Genomic DNA, 17,346 nt, shown 5'->3' on the forward strand with positions numbered 1-17,346 from the left:
CCGACCATGAATCAGATGACTGAAATCAAGCCGCTGACGAGAAAGGACTTCGAGTCGGATCAGGACGTACGCTGGTGCCCCGGCTGCGGCGACTATGCCGTGCTCGCACAGGTCCAGAAACTGCTGCCGACGCTCGGCATCCCGCGCGAGCAATTCGCCTTCATCTCCGGCATCGGCTGCTCCAGCCGCTTCCCGTACTACATGGAAACCTACGGGATGCACAGCATCCACGGGCGGGCGCCGGCCATCGCGAGCGGGCTGAAGCTCGCACGGCCGGAACTGTCCGTGTGGGTCGTGTCCGGCGACGGCGATTCGCTTGCCATCGGCGGCAACCACTTCATCCACGCGATGCGGCGCAACATCGGCCTCAAGATCATCCTGCTCAACAACCGAATCTACGGTCTCACGAAGGGGCAGTATTCGCCGACCTCGGAGTTCGGCAAGAAGACCAAGACGACGCCGCTGGGCAGCATCGACCGGCCTTTCAGCCCGATCTCCGTGGCGCTCGGCGCGGGCGCGACCTTCGTCGCGCGCACGGTCGACAGCGATCACCCGCATCTGCTGGATACCTTGCGGCGCGCCGCCGAGCATCGTGGCACGGCCTTCGTCGAGGTGCTGCAGAACTGCATCGTCTTCAATGACGGCGCCTACGACGCGCTGGCGAACAAGGAGACGCGGGACGACGCGCGCCTGCTGCTCGAACACGGCAAGCCGATGCGCTTCGGCAAGGACGGCAGCAAGGGCATCCGCATGCGCGGCTTCGAGCCCGAGGTCGTGACGGTCGGCGAAGGCGGCGTCACGGAGGCCGATCTCTCGGTTCATGACGAATCGGCTGCGAATGGCGGCCTGGCCTTCTTCCTGTCGCAGTTCGCGGCGCCGCTGCCTGTTCCGCTGGGGGTCTTCCGCGCAGTCGAAGCCCCGGCCTACGAAACGCTCAGCACCCAGCTCGCTGCCGATGCGCGTGCGCAACGAGGGTCGGGAACACTGGAAAAGCTCTTCAACAGCGGCGATACCTGGACCATCGATTGATCCGTTTGGCATAACAAATCAAGGAGACGACAAGCCATGAAACATCCACTTCATCCCCTTGCGGCACTCCTCATGATGTGTGCAGGAATCGGTTCAGGATGTGCGGAAGAGGGGGGCGATGCGGCCTTCCTGTCCGGCGGTCGATTGTCGTCCGCAGCGGATGCCCATGCCGCACATGAGGCCGCGGCAGAAATGGACGATGCAAGAAGTCGGGCTGCGAAATCCGAACTTCTCGACAACGGCGCCCATTTCTCCCGGACCGAATACCTGTTCCTGACCGGGGCGGCATTCTATTCCGGTCCGGAAGGCTATCCGCTTTCCTGGTGAGCACGAGGCTCCGACGGAAATGAACGCGTTTAAATAAACTCTGGAGACTACTGATGAAGTTGTGGAAGCGACTGTGTGCGATGGGTGTCCTGGCGGGTGTCCTGGGCGTGGTTGCCGGCGGAGTTCTTGCGGCGCCGCTGAAACCGGACGAGCAGATGAAGTTCCGCAAGGCCGGCTACGGGTTCATGGCGTGGAACATGCGCAAGATCAAGGGCAATCTGGAAGGCCCATATAACAATGACGAGGTGGCGAAGGCCGCGGCGGCGGTCGCTGCCGTGTCGAATTCAGGCCTGGGCGCCCTCTTCGGACCGGGCACGGACCAGGACCTCGGCGAAGTAAAGACGCGGGTCAAGCCGGAGTTCTTCCAGCAGCCGGACAAGGTCAAGGAGCTGGCGCTGGCGTTGAACAAGGAAGCGAACGAACTCGCAAGGGTCGCCGCGACCGGGGACGCCGGTGCGGTGAAAGCGCAGTTCGGCCGAACCAGCGACGCGTGCCAAGCCTGCCACGACAGGTTCCGCAAGGAGTAGGGGCGTAGCGCGCGACAGGGCGTTCGCTATCATGGATGGAGTGGGCGCTTTCGCGTCGGAAGGAGTTGTAGGTGTCGTCAATTGCGAAACTGCCCGCCATCCTGGCGGCCCTGGAACACGGACTGATCGAGCGCGGCCGTGCCGTGCGGCTGGCCTTGCTTGCGGCGCTTGCCGGTGAGCACACGCTGCTGGTCGGCCCACCGGGCACCGCGAAGAGCGAACTCGCCCGCCGCCTGCATCTCGCGTTCGCCGACGCGCGCTATTTTGAACGCCTGCTGACGCGCTTCTCGGTGCCCGAGGAGCTCTTCGGGCCGCTGTCGATCAGCGCGCTCGAACAGGATCGATACGAGCGTCAGACCGCCGGTTTCCTGCCCCAAGCCTCGATCGCGTTCATCGACGAGGTGTTCAAGGCCAACAGCGCGATCCTCAATGCGCTGCTGACGCTGCTCAACGAGCGCGAATTCGACAACGGCGCGCGCCGTGAGGCTTGCCCCCTGATCAGCGTGATCGGTGCGACGAACGAGGTGCCCGAGGACGAGGTCGGCGAGGCCTTCTTCGACCGCTTTCTGGTGCGCATGCCGGTCGCGCCCGTGAGCGCCGAGGGATTTCGCGCCTTGCTCGGTCTCGACGCGCAGACGCTGCCGCCCCCGTTCTCGCCGCTCGACGCCGCGGATCGGCAAGCGCTGGACGAGGCCGCTCAGCGCGTCGGGGTGCCCGAAGCCGTCACGGCGCGGCTCCTCGAACTGCGCGACTACCTTATCGCTGAGGAGCTCTACGTTTCCGACCGGCGATGGGTGAAGCTCGTCCGGCTGCTGCGGGTCGCGGCCGCGAGCGAAGGCCGCGCCGAAGTGTCGCGATGGGACTTGTGGCTGCTGCCCTGGTGCGTCGCGCCCGACATCGCCCGCCAGCAGCAGGTTGCGGACTGGCTCTGCGCGCGGCTCGGGGTGCGCGAGGCCATGTCGCCGGCGCGCCTCACCCGCGTCGTCGAAGCCTTCGAGGCGCAACTGGAGGTCGAGCAGGACGCCGACGACCTCGATTATGACGAGAGCGGCCGCCTGCGATTCGCGGACGAGTTCAGCGACGGGAAGCATGGCGAAGCGGCGCTACGGATGCCGGGTCGGTGCCGGCGTCGCTACGGCGAGCGCCACATCGCTGCCCGTGTCCGCCAGATCGACGAACTCGCCGGACGCCTGGCCGGTTACGCGGGCGAGCTCGACGCGCTGCGCCAGGATCTCGACAGTTATGCGGCGCAAAGCCTGTGGCTCGACCAGGCGTTCGCGGAGTACGCGGCAGGCCACCTCGGTGGGACGGCCGATGCGCTTGCGGCCTTGCGCGACCGGACGAACATCGCGCGCGCCGGCTTCCTCGCCTTGCCGCGGCTGTCCGGCGACCCTGGTGTTGAGCCGGAGCCCGTCGCGTACGATCCGCTCGTAGCGTGACACCCGAACTCCCGTCCCCGCTGCTTTTCGCGCACCGCGAGGCGGCGCTGGCGCCGCTCGACGCGTTGGCGCGCAAGCTGTGGCTCGGATCCCTGATCAATTCACAGGGGCGTCTGGAGCCGCGACTCACCGGGCTCGTCGCCTGCCGCGATGCCCTCGTAGCGGGTGATCTGCCGCATCCCGACGCATTGGCTTGGCCGCAAGTGCCGGTCGGCGGGGCGCTTGCCGCGCTGTTCTCCGAACTCGACCTGCCGGCCTTCTGCGAAGAGAAGCCCGAGCTCGCCGATCAGCTCGTCAGCTCGCTGCTGTGGCACCTCGACCGCATCGTGGACTTCCAGGACCGGGGCGACTCGGAGGCGGAAGCGGTCGCGCGCATGCTCGAAGAGTTCGGCGCGGACTGGCGCGAGCGTTGCGGGGTGATGCACGAGCTGACCGAGGTCTTCGGCGATTGCGACGATCTCTTCAAGAATGCCAACTGGGACCAGCTGCAAGGCACGCTGAAGAGCGACGCCTGGCAGGAGGTGGTGCGCACACGCCGTCTGATCGAGCGCCTGCCCGAGCTCGCCGCCCTGATCCGGGGTCTCGGGCGGATGCTGCCGAGCGAGACGCGGGAGGATTCGCGCACACGCGACAGCGAAGTGCTCGAAGAGGCGAGCGCGCCGCGCGCGGAACAACGCGTCACGCCGGTCCCCGAGCTTCCCGGCGAGACCTGTGGCGTCTATCGCTCGGGTCGCATCGCCCGCATGCTGCCGGTTGAGACCATGTTGCTGACGAACAGGCGCCTGCGGCGGCTGCGCCTCGTCTGGCACGCGCGGCATGCCGAAAGGACGCTACTCAGCTACGAGGACAACGACCGCCTGCAAGAGGTCGTCCATCGCCAGCAGCCGACACTGCGGCCGAGCCTCCAGCGCCGACCCGAGCGGCGGCTCGAGATGGGGCCGCTGCTCGTGTGCGTCGACACTTCGGGGTCGATGCGTGGCGGGGCGGAAGCCGTCGCGAAGGCGATCGTGCTGGAGGCGGCGCGCACGGCATTCCGCCAGAAGCGTCGCTGTCACGTGTTCTGCTTCGGCGGTCCGGACGAAATCGTCGAACTGGAGATGAGCCCGAACGCCGAAGGCATCGAGCGGCTGACGCGCTTTCTCGGACAGAGCTTCAGTGGCGGCACCGACATTTGCGGGCCGCTCGAACGCGCGATCGGGCGGCTCGCCGATGCGCAGTGGCAGCTCGCAGATCTGCTGATCGCCTCCGACGGCGAGTTCGGTGCGACACGGGAGGTCGCGGCTGCCGTCGAGCGTGCCAAGGCCGAGCAGGGGCTGCGCGTGCAGGGTGTGCTAATCGGCGATCGCGAGACCATCGGCTTCCTCGAAGTTGCCGACGACATCTATTGGCTGCGCGACTGGCGCCACTTCGGCGGCTCACAGGTGGAGTCACCCGTGCATTCGAAAAGCCTCACAGCCATGTATTTCCCCGGCGCGCTGCGTTCGCCCGAGAACCGGGCCGCGACGGTGGTTTGGGGAAAACAGGACAGCAACGGATAGAGGAACTCACCCGCCATGACCATCGCCAGCGAACTCATCGCCCTGCTGGAGCGCTTCGGTGCCCGCTCCCCCTTGCCGCGCATTCGCGCGCTGCACTTGCCGCCGACATTCGTTCCGGGCACGAAGAGTGCCGAATTCTGCGCCATCGAACTGGACGACGGCAGCATCGGCCTGAGCTACATGCTGCTCGGCGACACGCTGGCCTCGCTCGCGGCGGACACGGATATCGCCGCACTCGCCGGCAGCGACAGCCTGGCCGTCGCGCGTTGGTACGAGACGGAGTCGGGTGCGAGACGCACGATCGGCTTCGCGGTCGTGAATGCCCTGACCCGTTGCCTCTTCGAACGGACCGGTTTCATCCCGGATTCGGCGGCCGATTCGATCGGCCTCCTGGATCCGCAGCCCGGCGAACACATCGGCATGATCGGCTTCTTCGGGCCGCTGGTGCCGCGCATCGTGTCCTCCGGCGCGAGGCTCACCGTCGCAGAGCTGGACCCGGCGCTGTCGGGCGAAGGCGCGGGCTATCGCGTGACGCTCGACCCCTCCGAACTCGCAAGCTGCAGCAAGGTGTTGTCGACGAGCACCGTCCTCCTCAACGACACGCTCGACGCCGTGCTCGCGAACTGCCGTTCGGCGCGGTATTTCGCGATGATCGGACCCGGCGCGAGCTGCCTGCCGGATCCGCTCTTCGCGCGCGGCGTGACCCTCCTCGGTGGGAACTGGATCTCCGACCGCGAAGGGTTCATCGACGCGCTCAAACACGGCGGCGCTTGGGGCGCGCACGCACGCAAGTTTGCGCTGTTGCGGCAGGACTACCCCGGAGCCGACGCATTGCTGCAGCGGCTGAAGTAGTCCTGCGGTCCGCTCACAGCGACTTCAGGTATTCGACGAGATCGAACTTCTGTGCGGGACTCAGACCGAGCGTGAAGATGCCGTCGTAGTGGTTGACGACCTCCAGCAGCGTCGCGGCACTGCCGTCGTGGAAGTACGGCGGGTGCTGCCAGAGCGCGCGCAGGGGCGTGGTCCGGTACTTCTTCGTCGCGCTGCGCAGGGCGTACGCCGGATCCATCCCTGTCTCGGCGGGTTCGTGCAACTTGGGCGTATTCGCGTCCGGGCCGTTCTGCACGTCGGTGTACGTGGGCGGAATATGGCAGGTGCTGCAACGGGCAACGCCATTGAAGATCATCTTGCCCTGTTGCGAGGCCGCGGCGTTGACCGATCCGACCGGGGGCCGCGGGACCGGGAGGCTTAGCTGGTAGGCCAGCAGGGCAGGGAGTTTCGCCGTCACCAGGTCGGGTGGCGTGTTGTCGACGGTGATACCCAACCGGGAGTCGGTAAAGAAGCCATGCCCGCCCATCTGCGTCACGGCGACGTAGTTGTTCCAGTACGAGACCGGCCCGTCGCCGGTATAGATCTCGAAGGGCACGTCCTTCAGGCCGAAGGCCGGCGGGATCAGGACCGGACCGTTGATGCCGTCGATATTGAAGCGCGGATCGTAGCGGCCGGGTCCCCAGGAATTGTAGACGGCCTTCTGCTCGTCGGTGAGCGCAGGCGAAAGCGCGATGATCGCGCCGGGATTCAAGTCGCGGTTCGGCCAGCCATCCAGACGTTTGCCGACGCCCGGCGCGACCGAGTTATCGACCGTCGAATGGCAGAGCGCGCAGGTGACGCCGACCGACTTGAGCTGGCCGTCTTCGACCTTACCGACCACCCCCAGGACCGCATTGCGCTGGATCAGCTCGACCGTTGTCGCGGGATCGTCGAGGCTGTGCGTCGCGAGAAAGTCCGCAGGCAAGACTGTCGCATCCACCTTCAGGCCGACGGAGAGCGCGACACTTGGGCTGACGGCCGCCTGGATGACCTCGTGAATGCGCAGCGTGTCGGTCCACTTCGTATCGTCGCCGAAGGTATCGAAGCGGAAAATGCGTTGGCCGATCTGCTTGCTTGCCGGCATTTGCGTGTCGGAAAACGCCGGGGCGATGGGCAGCGTCAGCGCCATGACGCCGAGCGGGATTGCGGCGAGAAGCGCGAGTGGTTTTTTGAATGGCTTGAGCGCAGGCGGTCGGAGCATGATCACTTCTCCAGTGAAAGCGTGAACGACTTCGTCGGGGGCCTGAATGGCTCCCCTTGTGTTGCCGCCCATTGGATGACAAGCGCCGACCAAAGGTTACAGGGCAGGGGCGCCGAGCCCCTTGCCATCGATGCGCTTGCAGAAGGTATCGCTGCCGTAATGACGGTAACGATTTCGCGGCCCTGCGGCTACCGCCAGTAGTTCCAGAACGAGTCCAGTCCGGATTGAGGGCTATGCAATGACTCCGGCTGGAACGACGCGACCAGGGTTGTCGAATCGCGCGCGGTCATGTCGCTCGCCACGAGGCCTGCAATTCCGCCCGGGATTGTGCCGGCGGCAAGCAAGCAAGCGCCGATTGCCATAGCGCGGACTATTTTGCGAGACCTCTCGATCCGTTGCTGCATGCTCGTCTCCGTCTGCCCATATCCGCGTCTGTGACCGTGCGCGGCTAGTGTCAGAGTAGGCAGCTGAAGGGCAAATCGACCCCCTCTGGAAGGGTGGGGGCATCGAAAGGGAAGGAGAGGGTCGCCTTCGCCAATGAGTGCGTTATCGTTCCGGTTCCATCCACGGTAGGCGTCGCTCAAGAATGACCCATTCGAATTTCTTCCGACCCGTTGCGCTCGAACACGCCAGCCGGCTCGTCAATCACGGCCCCACGGTTCTGGTTACGTCCTCCGACGGCACGAGGCGCAACCTCATGGCCGCCGCGTGGTCGATGCCCGTGGAGTTCACCCCTCCACGTATCGCCATCGTGATCGACAAACGCACCTGCACGCGCGAACTCATCTCCGCGAGCGGCGCATTCGCCATCTGCATCCCCGGCGCAGAACTCGTGGATTTGACCTATGCGGTCGGGAGCGCCAGCGGGCGCGACCTCGACAAATTCGCCCGCTACGACATCGAGGCCAAGCCCGGACCAAAACTCGGCATGCCCCTGATCGAGACCGGATGCGCCGCCTGGCTCGAATGCCGCCTGATCCCGGAACCCCACACCGAAGACGCCTACGACACCTGCTTCGGCGAAGTCGTCGCCGCAGCCGCCGATGAGCGCGTGTTTGCCAACGGGCGCTGGTCTTTCACTGACGAGAATGCCGCCCTGCACACGATCCACCATTTGGGTGGCGGGAATTTCGTGCGTGCCAGCAATGCGATTCAGGCTCGCCCGTTGTAGGAAACGCTCTGGATCCTGACCGCGGTTGATGGGGGCAGATGGATGTGACGTCGGCCACGAGTTGCCGCTCGTCCTTCGACGAGCCTGCCATTCGAAACGCCTGCTTTGCGCTGATGCGTGCCCGATGGCCTATGTGTGCAACTCGGCCCGGCAAAGTCTTCCTGCGGCTATGTCGCGTTGGATTTCAGCCCTGAAGAAGGCCCCGGGGAGGTGTCGCCTGACAAACCGGTCTGGCTTGCGAACGACAGACCGCGCCGGTGGGCGGTTCGACGCTGCGAGTGACAATCGCAAGCTGCAACGTTTTGCACGCGCCGGAAGTCTCTCGGTCGCGTCGTTCCGCACCGCCCTCGCTTACTTCCCAGCGCCGCCCAGCCCGCGTAAGCGTCGATACAGCGTGCGCTCGCTGAGCCCCAGCTTCTGCGCGAGCTCCCGGCGATTGCCGCGATGCGTCCTCAGCGCGCCCATTAACATCTCCCGCTCCACCTTTCGAATATCGATGCTCCCCCCGTCGTCCCCGGTTTCTCCCTTGGGAGGCGACAGGCAGGAGGTTTCGTGAGCGAAACTCCTCCATCACTCGGAACTCGGAGGGAAGATCCTCGGGTTCGATGCGCTTGCCATCGCACATCAGGCTCGCGCGCTCGAGCACATCGCGAAGCTCGCGTGGCCCGAGCAGTCGACGACAACGAAGGGATGTTCCGCCCTGCGACTCGCCTCGTGGACCGCTGCGGCGACGAGCTCCTTCCCGGTACCCGATTCGCCCTGCAGGAGGACGCTCGCGTTCGAAGGGGCCACGCGGGCGACGAGCTCCAGCATGTGCTGGAAAGCCGGACTGCGCCCGATCAGGCCGGAGCGGCCCGAGACGCCGCGGGCGACATGCAGCGGCTCCGTCTTCTCGACGAACCAGACGATCTCGCCGCTCGCATCGCACAGCCGCGACAGCTCGATATTCACGTACTCCTCGCCACGGGAGGTGTGATGCAGGCGCAGCACGCGCCCGCGGTGCCCCGACGCGAGACTCATCGCGAGCGGGCAGGATTCGCCCGCCTGCTCGCATGGGACGGTGTAGTGGTGGGACACCTCGTAGCAGCGCCGCCCCACGACTTGCCGGCGATCGGGAAACGCCTCGCGGTAGGCGGCGTTCGCGGCCGCGTTCTGCCCCGCGGCAAATCCTTGATCCACATCAAGGTATAGCTCGTTTTACCTTCTGGCACGCTTCTTGGTTCCTACCATTCCAAATGGACATGGAGAAACCAATGTCATGACTCCAGAAGACCGCGGTCTGCGCCGCGAACTCGTTCTTGTCATTGCTCTGAAACTCGCATTGCTGACCGCGCTGTGGTGGTTCGCCCTGCGCGACGTACAGGTCGAGGTGGATGCGCCCGCCGCCGCGGCCCGCTTCATCGCTCCGCACCCTGCGGACAGCCCGGATGCCCTCCGCACACCCCAACCGCTTGGAGATAAACATGCTCAGTGAGCAACTGGTCGACCTGTCGCGCCTGCAGTTCGCGGCGACAGCGATGTACCACTTCCTCTTCGTGCCGCTCACCCTGGGCATGGTCTGGATGCTGGTCATCATGGAGAGCGTGTACGTCATGACCGGGAAGGTCATCTACAAAGACATGACGCGTTTCTGGGGCAAGCTGTTTGGCATCAATTTCGCCCTCGGCGTCACGACCGGCATCACCTTGGAATTCCAGTTCGGCACGAACTGGGCCTACTACTCGCATTACGTCGGCGACATCTTCGGCGCGCCGCTCGCGATCGAAGGCCTGATGGCGTTCTTTCTCGAGTCCACCTTCATCGGGCTCTTCTTCTTCGGCTGGGACCGCCTCCCGCGCCGCCAGCACCTGCTCGTGACGATCCTGATGGCCGTCGGCACGAACCTCTCCGCGCTGTGGATCCTGATCGCCAACGGGTGGATGCAGAACCCGGTCGGCGCCGAATTCAACTTCCAGACGATGCGCATGGAACTGACCGATTTCTGGGCCGTGTTCTTCAACCCGGTGGCCCAGGGCAAGTTCGTCCATACCGTTTCGGCGGGCTATGTCACGGGCGCGATGTTCGTGCTGTCGATCTCGGCCTGGTATCTCCTGCGCGAGCGAGACGTCGAGTTCGCGAAACGCAGCTTCCGCATCGCCGCGGCGTTCGGGTTCGCGTCCGTGTGCTCCGTGATCGTGCTGGGCGACGAATCCGGTTATTCGATCGGTGAGGCGCAGCAGACCAAGCTCGCGGCGATGGAGGCGATGTGGGACACCGAGCCGGCGCCTGCGAGCTTCAATCTCATCGCGCTTCCGAATGAAGCGCAATTGAAGAACGACTTCGCCATTCACATTCCCTGGGTGATGGGCCTCATCGGAACCCGCTCGCTCGACAAGGAATTGCCGGGACTGAAGCAGATCCTGGCACACAACCGGGAACGGGTGGTCACGGGCATCGAGGCGGTGAAACTTCTCGAGCACCTGCGTAAGACGCCCGGCGACCTGAACGCGCGGGCAGCCTTCGACAAGGTGAAGCAGGACCTGGGTTTCGGCCTGTTGCTGCGCAAGTACGTATCCTCGATGGATCAGGTCACGCCCGAACTCATCGACCGTGCAGCACGCGACACGCTGCCGAAGGTGACCCCGCTGTTCTGGACCTTCCGCGTGATGGTCGCGCTCGGCTTCGCGATGCTGGTGCTCTTCGGCCTCGCGCTGTGGCACTCGGTGAAGGGCGATTTCGCCGAACGCCGGGGCCTCCTGCGATGGGCGCTGATCTTCCTGCCCGTGCCCTGGCTCGCGTGCGAGATGGGGTGGTTCGTGGCGGAGTACGGCCGGCAGCCCTGGACGATCTTCGGCGTGCTGCCCACCCACCTATCGGTGTCCACGCTGACAGTGGAGAGCCTGTACGGCTCGCTCGCCGGCTTTGTCGGGTTCTACACGCTGCTGCTCGTCGTCGAGATGTACCTGATGGTGAAGTTCGCGCGCATGGGACCCAGCAGCTTGGGGACCGGCCGCTATTACGGCGAGTCCGAACGTTCCACCGACGAAGGACCGCTCTCGCCAGCCGTTATCCCTGCACCGATTTCAGACAAAGCCCCCGTGTGAGGAGACAGAAATGCTTGATTACGAAACGCTGAAAGTCATCTGGTGGCTGCTGGTCGGGGTCCTGCTCGTCGGCTTCGCGATCATGGACGGCCACGACATGGGCGTGGGGACGCTGCTCCCGTTCGTTGGGCGGTCCGACGAGGAACGCCGCGTCATCATCAACACTGTCGGGCCCCACTGGGACGGCAACCAGGTATGGTTCATCACCGGCGGTGGCGCAATCTTTGCGGCGTGGCCGCTGGTCTATGCGAGCGCCTTCTCCGGCTTCTACTGGGCGATGCTGGCTGTCCTGTGGGCGCTCTTCTTCCGTCCCGTGGGCTTCGACTACCGCAGCAAGATCGACAACCCCTTGTGGCGAAAGACCTGGGACTGGGGACTCTTCGTGGGCGGCGCGGTTCCGCCCCTGATCTTCGGCGTGGCTTTCGGCAACCTGCTGCAGGGCGTGCCGTTCTACTTCGATGACCACCTCGTGCCCTACTACACGGGGACGTTCTGGGGCTTGCTGAACCCCTTCGCGCTGCTCGCAGGCATCGTCAGCACGGCGATGATCACCTTCCACGGCGCAATCTACCTCGCCTACCGTACCGAGGGGGACATCGAGCGCCGATCGAGCCGCGCCGCAATCGTGTTCGGCATCCTGATGCTCATCGCTTTCAGCGCGGCGGGGGTATGGGTTGCACAAGGCAGCTTCGGCTATGCCATCACGTCGGCCGTCGATCCGTCCGCTCTGCCCAACCCGCTGGCGAAAACCGTAACGGCTCAGGCGGGCGCATGGCTCGGCAACTACCACCGCGCTCCCGTGACGCTGATCGTGCCCACGCTCGCCTACGTCGCCGGGATCGCGGCGCTCGTCCTTATCGCGAGCGGACGCGCCCTTGCGGCATTCGTCGCGTCATCCCTCGCCATTGTCGGGGTCATCGGGACCGCCGGGGTCTCGATGTTCCCGTTCGTGATGCCGTCATCGACGATGCCAAATGCGAGTCTCACCGTGTGGGACGCGGTCTCGAGCCAGCGCACCCTCGGCATCATGCTGGTCGCAACGCTGATCTTCATGCCGATCATCATTGCCTACACCAGCTGGGCCTACAAGGTGATGTCGGGCAAGGTCACCGCCGCGTATATCCGCGAACACGAACATTCGGCGTACTGATCCGCCGCAACCGACAGGAGAACGACCATGTGGTATTTCGCTTGGGCGCTGGGAATCGGGTTCGCGGTACTGCTCGCGATCCTCAATGCGATGTGGGGCGAGAACGAGGAAGCGCGCAGCTTTTCTCGCCGGCCCGCATTGCCCCAGGGTGAGGAGGACTGAGTCATGAGCACAAGCGGCCACGGTGACGGGTCGGTCAGGCAGGAGGCTCACACAGGCATGAATTTCCCCGCGCTGCTCGCCGCCATTCTGATCATGCTTTTCATCACCGCGTGGCCCGGAGTGCTCACTACTGCCAAGGGGACGGCCGATCATCGGGCCGCCGCGCTACTTTTCTGGGCCATGAGCGCCCGATTCGTTTCGGGCGTGGGATTCACTCCGCGCGCCGCAGCGTGGCGCCTGCTGTTTTCCGCGCCCGCCTGGCTCGCGGGCATCGCCCTCGCCGCGGCACTCTTGCTGCGGCACTGAAGCAAGGGTGTTGCGGATGGCACCCGGACTTTTGTGCCTTAGCATGTACTCATATTTTGCCTGCGTCTCCGCCCGCACAATTGCCATCCTGTGACCACCTGACAGAGATAAATCATGAGCGAAGTTACCAAAAAACTATCCTTCCTCGACCGCTATCTGACGGTCTGGATCTTCGCAGCGATGGCGCTGGGTATCGGCCTCGGCTATTTCGTGCCGGGTACCGAAGCCTTCATCAACCGCTTCCAGGTCGCCACGACCAACATCCCCATTGCGCTCGGCCTGATCCTGATGATGTACCCGCCCTTCGCCAAGGTGCGCTACGAGGAACTGCCGGACGTCTTCAAGGACAAGAAGGTGCTCGGTTTGTCGCTGGTGCAGAACTGGATACTCGGGCCAATCCTGATGTTCGCGCTGGCCACCATCTTTCTGCCGGACAAGCCGGAGTACATGGTCGGCCTGATCCTCATCGGCCTCGCCCGCTGCATCGCCATGGTCATCGTCTGGAACGAGATCGCCAAGGGGTCGACCGAATACGCCGCCGGCCTGGTCGCCTTCAACTCGATCTTTCAGGTGCTGTTTTTCAGTATCTACGCCTGGTTCTTCGTTACCGTGCTGCCGCCCATGTTCGGGCTCTCAGGCATGGTGGTCGATATCTCGATCGGCCAGATTGCCAAGAGCGTCTTTATCTACCTCGGCATTCCCTGTGTGGCCGGTATCCTGACCCGCGTCATCATGCTGCGCTACGTCAGCAAAGAGTGGTATCACGCGCATTTCGTGTCGAAGATTGGACCTATTACGCTGGTTGCGCTGCTGTTCACCATCGTCGTCATGTTTAGCCTCAAGGGGCAGTTGATTGTGACCATTCCTCTCGACGTGGTGCGCATTGCCATTCCGCTGCTGATCTACTTCGTGGTCATGTTCCTGTTCTCGTTCTACATGAGCAAGCGGATCGGGGCGAACTACAAGAAATGCACTACGCTGTCCTTCACCGCTGCCAGCAACAATTTCGAGTTGGCCATTGCCGTGGCGATTGCCGTCTATGGCATTAATTCGGGGGCCGCTTTCGCAGCCGTGATCGGGCCGTTGGTCGAAGTACCGGTCATGATCGCGCTGGTCGGTCTTTCGCTGTGGTTCCAGAAACGCTTCTTCCGGGGCGAAGCTTCCTGATAATACGCTGCGAACTTTTCTGAAGAGTCTCCATGCTTGAATACGACGTTTTTGCGCAAAGGCTATCGGCTCATGGCAGTGTGGCGACCACCAAGTGTGCCGAGGTGGCGCTCGATACCAATCTAGACGGCCGGGAGGATGCGTTCAATCCGGCCGAATTGTTGCTCGCTGTACTATCGGCCTGCATGCTGAAGGGCATCGAGCGCGTCACGCCGATTCTCAAGTTTGAATTCCGGGGCGTGGCGGTCCGCATCCATGGCTGGCGGCAGGAGGCGCCGCCGAAGATGGCGCGTATTGAATACACCGTCTGGGTTGATTGCGATGAATCCGATCGCCGGCTTGAGTTGCTGCATGAGAATCTCAAGAAGTACGGGACGGTCTTCAACACGGTGGCAGCTGGCTGCGAACTGACCGGTACCTTGCGCCGCGGCCTGCCCGATTAGCATGGGCGTCCCCTGTCTGCTCACGGCCTGGTCGGCTCACGAAGCCGAATTGCGCGGATATTTGCGCCATCGTTCCGGTTCGCCCGAAGAGGCCGACGACCTCTTGCAGGAGGTCTTCATCCGGGCGCTGGGCCAGGAGTCGCAATTCTGTGTTATCGAAAACCCCCGGGCATGGCTCTTCCAGGTCGCCCGAAATATTCTGGTCGATCGTTTTCGCCACGCGCACGAACACCTGCCGCTGCCGGACGACATCCCAGAGGTGCCGCTCGATGAAGCCCCCGCAGTGGATGCGTTGAGCCAATGCCTGCCGCGGGCGCTCTCTGAGTTGTCGGCCGAAGATCGGCCGGCGATAACCTTCTGCGACATCGAAGGCAATTCGCAGCAAGCCCTGGCCGAACAGCTCGGCATTTCCTTGCCCGGTGCCAAATCCAGAATCCAGCGAGACCGGCGGCGGCTGCGCGAGCAGCTGGTGACTGCCTGTCAGGTCACCTTTGACGGCAACGGCGATGTCTGTTGCCTCGTTCCCCGGCCACCGCTAACGGAGTTGCCAGACCAATAGCGCCAGCGCGGCTCGGGTTTCTTGCCAAAAATTCCGGTCGATCGTAGCAATCGTCTCCCGATCGAAAAGCCGTTTCTGCTGCATCTTCTTCGCCAAGCCGTCGTCTTCACAACTGAGCGGCGGTTCGGCTTGGGTCGGCTTGCCGGATGATCTATTCATCCTTGTGGAGGCTCTCATCATGAGTGCAATCGATGTTGTCCTGTGCAACCCTGTCCGTACCCCCATCGGCACTTACGCAGGCAGCCTGAAGTCGACTCCGGCGACCGAACTCGGGGCGACGGCCATCCGTGAAATCCTGAAGCGTTCCGGACTGGCTCGTGAAAAAGCCGAAACCCTGGCCATGGGCCAGGTGATCCAGGCTGGCAGCAAGATGAATCCGGCGCGGCAGGCCTGCATCCAGGCGGGATTACCGGTCGGGGTTCCGGCCTTGACCGTCAATCGGGTCTGCGGCTCGGGTGCCGAGGGTATTGTCAGTGCCGTTGGCCGGTGCGATTCGACTCGCCGACGCGCTCTTCTGGAATGCCGCGCAGACCCAGTTTCTGCGCGAGGAAATTGCTGATGATGCCGATTGGGCGGAGCTGGTCGATAGGCTGGATAATCGCCTGCGGGCCTGTGATGAGCCGAAATTGAGGAGCGTGCCGTGACGCTCATTATTGCAGCGGTAGTCACCTTGGCGTTGACGACGGTGCTTTCGATGGCCGGCGTCGGCGCCGCGTTTGTGCTGATCCCGGTGTTTCTCGCCCTCGGCGTGGAACTCCAGTCGGCCATGGCCACGGCCTTGCTCCTCAACACCATCGGGATGAGCATTGCCTCCTTCACCTTCGTGCGCAAAGGCCTGGTCGCCTGGAAACTGGTCGTGCCGATGCTGGTGGTGGCGGTGCTGGCGTCGCCGATAGGCGTTCGCGTCGGGCAGGGAATGGATCGCTCCGTTCTGCTGTGGCTCTTTGTCGGATTCCTGTTGTTCGCCAGCAGCATGATGTGGTTCTACCGGCCCAAACCGAGGCCGGTGCCGCATTCGGCGCATTCCGGTCTGGCGCTCGGCACGCCGGTGGGTGCCGTAGCCGGTTTCGTCGGCGGTTTGCTCGGGGTGGGCGGCGGCAATATCATCGTGCCGGCCCTGGTTGCCTCTGGCCTGGAGCCCAAACGGGCGTCGGCCAGTGCTTCGTTCGTGGTGATATTCGCTTCCCTATCCGGGTTCCTGGCCCACGTCCAGGTCGCTGAAATCAGTCCTGCTCTGTTGGCCATCACCGCGGCCGCTACCGCCATTGGTGCTGGGCTTGGTGCCTGGCTGGCCAGTGAAAAACTGAAGGCCGAGCAACTCAAACGCGTCATTGCGCTCATCCTGGTTGCCGTCGCCACCAAAACCGCCTGGAGTCTCTTGTCATGACGACAACACCGGTCTGGCTTGACCATGCTCTTGAAAACCCCCATACCCATCGCGCCGCTGGCCGAGCGCTGGCGATCGCTCTTGTCCTGACCTTGGGCTATGCCGTGGTCGAAGTGCTGGCCGGATGGCGAGCGGGTTCGCTGGCCCTGTTGGCCGATGCAGGCCACATGGTGACCGATGGCGCTGCGCTGGGGCTGTCGGCGCTGGCGGCCTGGCTGGCCTCTTTACCCCCGAATCGGCGCCATAGCTATGGTCTGGGCAAGGCTGAGCTGTTGGCCGCACTGGTCAACGCTCTCTCCATGCTGGCGGTGGTGTTCGGTATTGGCGTCGAGGCCTGGCAGCGCCTTCAATCGCCGGGCAGTATTGATGGCGCGACGGTCGGGGTCGTGGCGATCATTGGTTTGCTGGTAAATCTGCTGGTGGCCTGGATTCTTTCCCGTGGCGAGCAGAATCTCAATGTTCGTGGCGCCTTGCTGCATGTCATGGGCGACGTGCTGGGTTCGGTCGCCGCGATTGTTGCTGGTGCCGTCATCTACTTCACGCACTGGACACCGGTCGACCCGCTGTTGTCGCTGCTCATTGGCGGCCTGATTCTTTCATCGAGTGTGCGCCTGCTGAAGGAAGCCTTGCATGGCGCGCTGGACGGAGTGCCGGCGCACATTGATCTCGACGAACTGGGACGGGAGTTGGCTGAGGTCCAAGGCGTCAAGGAAATCCATGATCTTCATGTTTGGCCGATCGCATCCGAAAAGGTGGCGCTTTCTGCGCATGTCCGGATTGCGGATCTCGCAGCCTGGCCCGAGATACTGGTCGGGTTATCCGAGATCGCCGAGCATGAGGGGATTAAACATGTCACCTTTCAGGCTGAACTGCACAGCGACGCGCCGCAATCCATCCGGTTTTCCCCCCGCGTTTCGAGATCGGGAAATGTTGATGTGCGTCCCGTTGAGCGTTAGCGACAATCTCCAGCCTTATGTTCGAATTCAC

At 63.8% G+C, this 17,346-nt stretch carries 23 protein-coding genes; 19 read left to right on the forward strand and 4 right to left on the reverse strand.

All coding sequences use genetic code 11. The features are described from left to right. Positions 1–6 precede the first annotated feature (6 nt). The 6 genes from VJ673_RS10785 to VJ673_RS10810 all read left to right on the forward strand — a co-directional run bounded on the left by VJ673_RS10785 (position 7) and on the right by VJ673_RS10810 (position 5,712). Complete coding sequence (locus tag VJ673_RS10785; protein WP_324126101.1) at positions 7–1,029, forward strand: 2-oxoacid:ferredoxin oxidoreductase subunit beta; 1,023 nt, start codon at positions 7–9, stop codon at positions 1,027–1,029. Positions 1,030–1,065: 36 nt separating this feature from the next. Then, a complete protein-coding gene (locus VJ673_RS10790; RefSeq protein WP_324126102.1) occupies positions 1,066–1,356 on the forward strand; it encodes a hypothetical protein in 291 nt (96 codons plus the stop codon). Positions 1,357–1,409: 53 nt separating this feature from the next. Further along, complete coding sequence (locus tag VJ673_RS10795; RefSeq protein ID WP_324126103.1) at positions 1,410–1,883, forward strand: c-type cytochrome; 474 nt, start codon at positions 1,410–1,412, stop codon at positions 1,881–1,883. A gap of 71 nt (positions 1,884–1,954) precedes the next feature. After that, a complete protein-coding gene (locus VJ673_RS10800; RefSeq protein WP_324126104.1) occupies positions 1,955–3,322 on the forward strand; it encodes an AAA family ATPase in 1,368 nt (455 codons plus the stop codon). Then, positions 3,319–4,860 carry a VWA domain-containing protein gene (locus VJ673_RS10805; protein WP_324126105.1) on the forward strand — a complete coding sequence of 514 codons (1,542 nt, stop codon included), beginning with the start codon at positions 3,319–3,321 and terminating at the stop codon, positions 4,858–4,860. Before VJ673_RS10800 ends, VJ673_RS10805 begins: the two co-directional genes overlap by 4 nt. Positions 4,861–4,875: 15 nt before the next feature. After that, positions 4,876–5,712: a Rossmann-like domain-containing protein gene (locus VJ673_RS10810; protein WP_324126106.1), complete on the forward strand. Its 837-nt coding sequence runs from the start codon at positions 4,876–4,878 to the stop codon at positions 5,710–5,712. A 13-nt stretch (positions 5,713–5,725) separates the two neighbouring features. Here VJ673_RS10810 and VJ673_RS10815 read toward each other — a convergent pair whose 3' ends face one another. Both VJ673_RS10815 and VJ673_RS10820 read right to left on the reverse strand, forming a co-directional pair. Beyond that, positions 5,726–6,931, reverse strand: coding sequence for a hypothetical protein (locus VJ673_RS10815; protein WP_324126107.1), 1,206 nt, complete (start codon positions 6,929–6,931; stop codon positions 5,726–5,728). A gap of 188 nt (positions 6,932–7,119) precedes the next feature. Beyond that, positions 7,120–7,335, reverse strand: coding sequence for a hypothetical protein (locus VJ673_RS10820; RefSeq protein WP_324126108.1), 216 nt, complete (start codon positions 7,333–7,335; stop codon positions 7,120–7,122). A gap of 182 nt (positions 7,336–7,517) precedes the next feature. Here VJ673_RS10820 and VJ673_RS10825 point away from each other — a divergent pair, with 182 nt between their 5' ends. Further along, positions 7,518–8,102 carry a flavin reductase family protein gene (locus VJ673_RS10825; protein ID WP_324126109.1) on the forward strand — a complete coding sequence of 195 codons (585 nt, stop codon included), beginning with the start codon at positions 7,518–7,520 and terminating at the stop codon, positions 8,100–8,102. A gap of 351 nt (positions 8,103–8,453) precedes the next feature. On the opposite strand, the gene VJ673_RS10830 is transcribed toward VJ673_RS10825, so the two are convergent. Both VJ673_RS10830 and VJ673_RS10835 read right to left on the reverse strand, forming a co-directional pair. Continuing rightward, the gene (locus VJ673_RS10830) at positions 8,454–8,585 is read right to left on the reverse strand and encodes a helix-turn-helix domain-containing protein (protein ID WP_324126110.1); all 132 of its coding nucleotides are present in this window, start codon (positions 8,583–8,585) and stop codon (positions 8,454–8,456) included. Positions 8,586–8,726: 141 nt separating this feature from the next. Beyond that, positions 8,727–9,281 carry a sigma 54-interacting transcriptional regulator gene (locus tag VJ673_RS10835; RefSeq protein ID WP_324126111.1) on the reverse strand — a complete coding sequence of 185 codons (555 nt, stop codon included), beginning with the start codon at positions 9,279–9,281 and terminating at the stop codon, positions 8,727–8,729. A 79-nt stretch (positions 9,282–9,360) separates the two neighbouring features. Here VJ673_RS10835 and cydP point away from each other — a divergent pair, with 79 nt between their 5' ends. The 12 genes from cydP to VJ673_RS10895 all read left to right on the forward strand — a co-directional run bounded on the left by cydP (position 9,361) and on the right by VJ673_RS10895 (position 17,315). Further along, positions 9,361–9,576, forward strand: coding sequence for a cytochrome oxidase putative small subunit CydP (gene cydP / locus VJ673_RS10840; RefSeq protein ID WP_324126112.1), 216 nt, complete (start codon positions 9,361–9,363; stop codon positions 9,574–9,576). Continuing rightward, positions 9,566–11,185, forward strand: a complete 1,620-nt coding sequence (locus VJ673_RS10845) for a cytochrome ubiquinol oxidase subunit I (RefSeq protein WP_324126113.1) — start codon at positions 9,566–9,568, stop codon at positions 11,183–11,185. The genes cydP and VJ673_RS10845 overlap by 11 nt, the downstream gene beginning before the upstream one ends. 10 nt (positions 11,186–11,195) lie before the next feature. Beyond that, the gene (gene cydB, locus VJ673_RS10850; protein ID WP_324126114.1) at positions 11,196–12,335 is read left to right on the forward strand and encodes a cytochrome d ubiquinol oxidase subunit II; all 1,140 of its coding nucleotides are present in this window, start codon (positions 11,196–11,198) and stop codon (positions 12,333–12,335) included. Between the two features lie 27 nt (positions 12,336–12,362). Further along, positions 12,363–12,497 (forward strand): cytochrome bd-I oxidase subunit CydX, encoded by a 135-nt coding sequence (gene cydX, locus VJ673_RS10855; protein ID WP_324126115.1) that lies wholly within the window; start codon positions 12,363–12,365, stop codon positions 12,495–12,497. 57 nt (positions 12,498–12,554) lie between these two features. Beyond that, the gene (locus tag VJ673_RS10860) at positions 12,555–12,803 is read left to right on the forward strand and encodes a cyd operon YbgE family protein (RefSeq protein ID WP_324126116.1); all 249 of its coding nucleotides are present in this window, start codon (positions 12,555–12,557) and stop codon (positions 12,801–12,803) included. A 114-nt stretch (positions 12,804–12,917) separates the two neighbouring features. Next, positions 12,918–13,970 (forward strand): ACR3 family arsenite efflux transporter, encoded by a 1,053-nt coding sequence (arsB, locus tag VJ673_RS10865; RefSeq protein WP_324126117.1) that lies wholly within the window; start codon positions 12,918–12,920, stop codon positions 13,968–13,970. A 32-nt stretch (positions 13,971–14,002) separates the two neighbouring features. Further along, positions 14,003–14,413 (forward strand): OsmC family protein, encoded by a 411-nt coding sequence (locus VJ673_RS10870; RefSeq protein ID WP_324126118.1) that lies wholly within the window; start codon positions 14,003–14,005, stop codon positions 14,411–14,413. A gap of 1 nt (position 14,414) precedes the next feature. Next, complete coding sequence (locus VJ673_RS10875) at positions 14,415–14,972, forward strand: sigma-70 family RNA polymerase sigma factor (protein WP_324126119.1); 558 nt, start codon at positions 14,415–14,417, stop codon at positions 14,970–14,972. A gap of 178 nt (positions 14,973–15,150) precedes the next feature. After that, positions 15,151–15,531 carry a thiolase family protein gene (locus VJ673_RS10880; RefSeq protein ID WP_324126120.1) on the forward strand — a complete coding sequence of 127 codons (381 nt, stop codon included), beginning with the start codon at positions 15,151–15,153 and terminating at the stop codon, positions 15,529–15,531. Next, entirely contained in the window at positions 15,452–15,616 is a 165-nt protein-coding gene (locus tag VJ673_RS10885) for a DUF2789 family protein (protein ID WP_324126121.1), read from the forward strand. Before VJ673_RS10880 ends, VJ673_RS10885 begins: the two co-directional genes overlap by 80 nt. Beyond that, positions 15,613–16,359: a sulfite exporter TauE/SafE family protein gene (locus VJ673_RS10890; RefSeq protein ID WP_324126122.1), complete on the forward strand. Its 747-nt coding sequence runs from the start codon at positions 15,613–15,615 to the stop codon at positions 16,357–16,359. The genes VJ673_RS10885 and VJ673_RS10890 overlap by 4 nt, the downstream gene beginning before the upstream one ends. Beyond that, positions 16,356–17,315, forward strand: coding sequence for a cation diffusion facilitator family transporter (locus tag VJ673_RS10895; protein ID WP_324126123.1), 960 nt, complete (start codon positions 16,356–16,358; stop codon positions 17,313–17,315). The genes VJ673_RS10890 and VJ673_RS10895 overlap by 4 nt, the downstream gene beginning before the upstream one ends. The last annotated feature ends 31 nt before the right edge of the window (positions 17,316–17,346 follow it).

The sequence above is a fragment of the Aromatoleum sp. genome (genome assembly GCF_035254505.1).
In the GTDB taxonomy this organism is placed as follows: domain Bacteria; phylum Pseudomonadota; class Gammaproteobacteria; order Burkholderiales; family Rhodocyclaceae; genus Aromatoleum.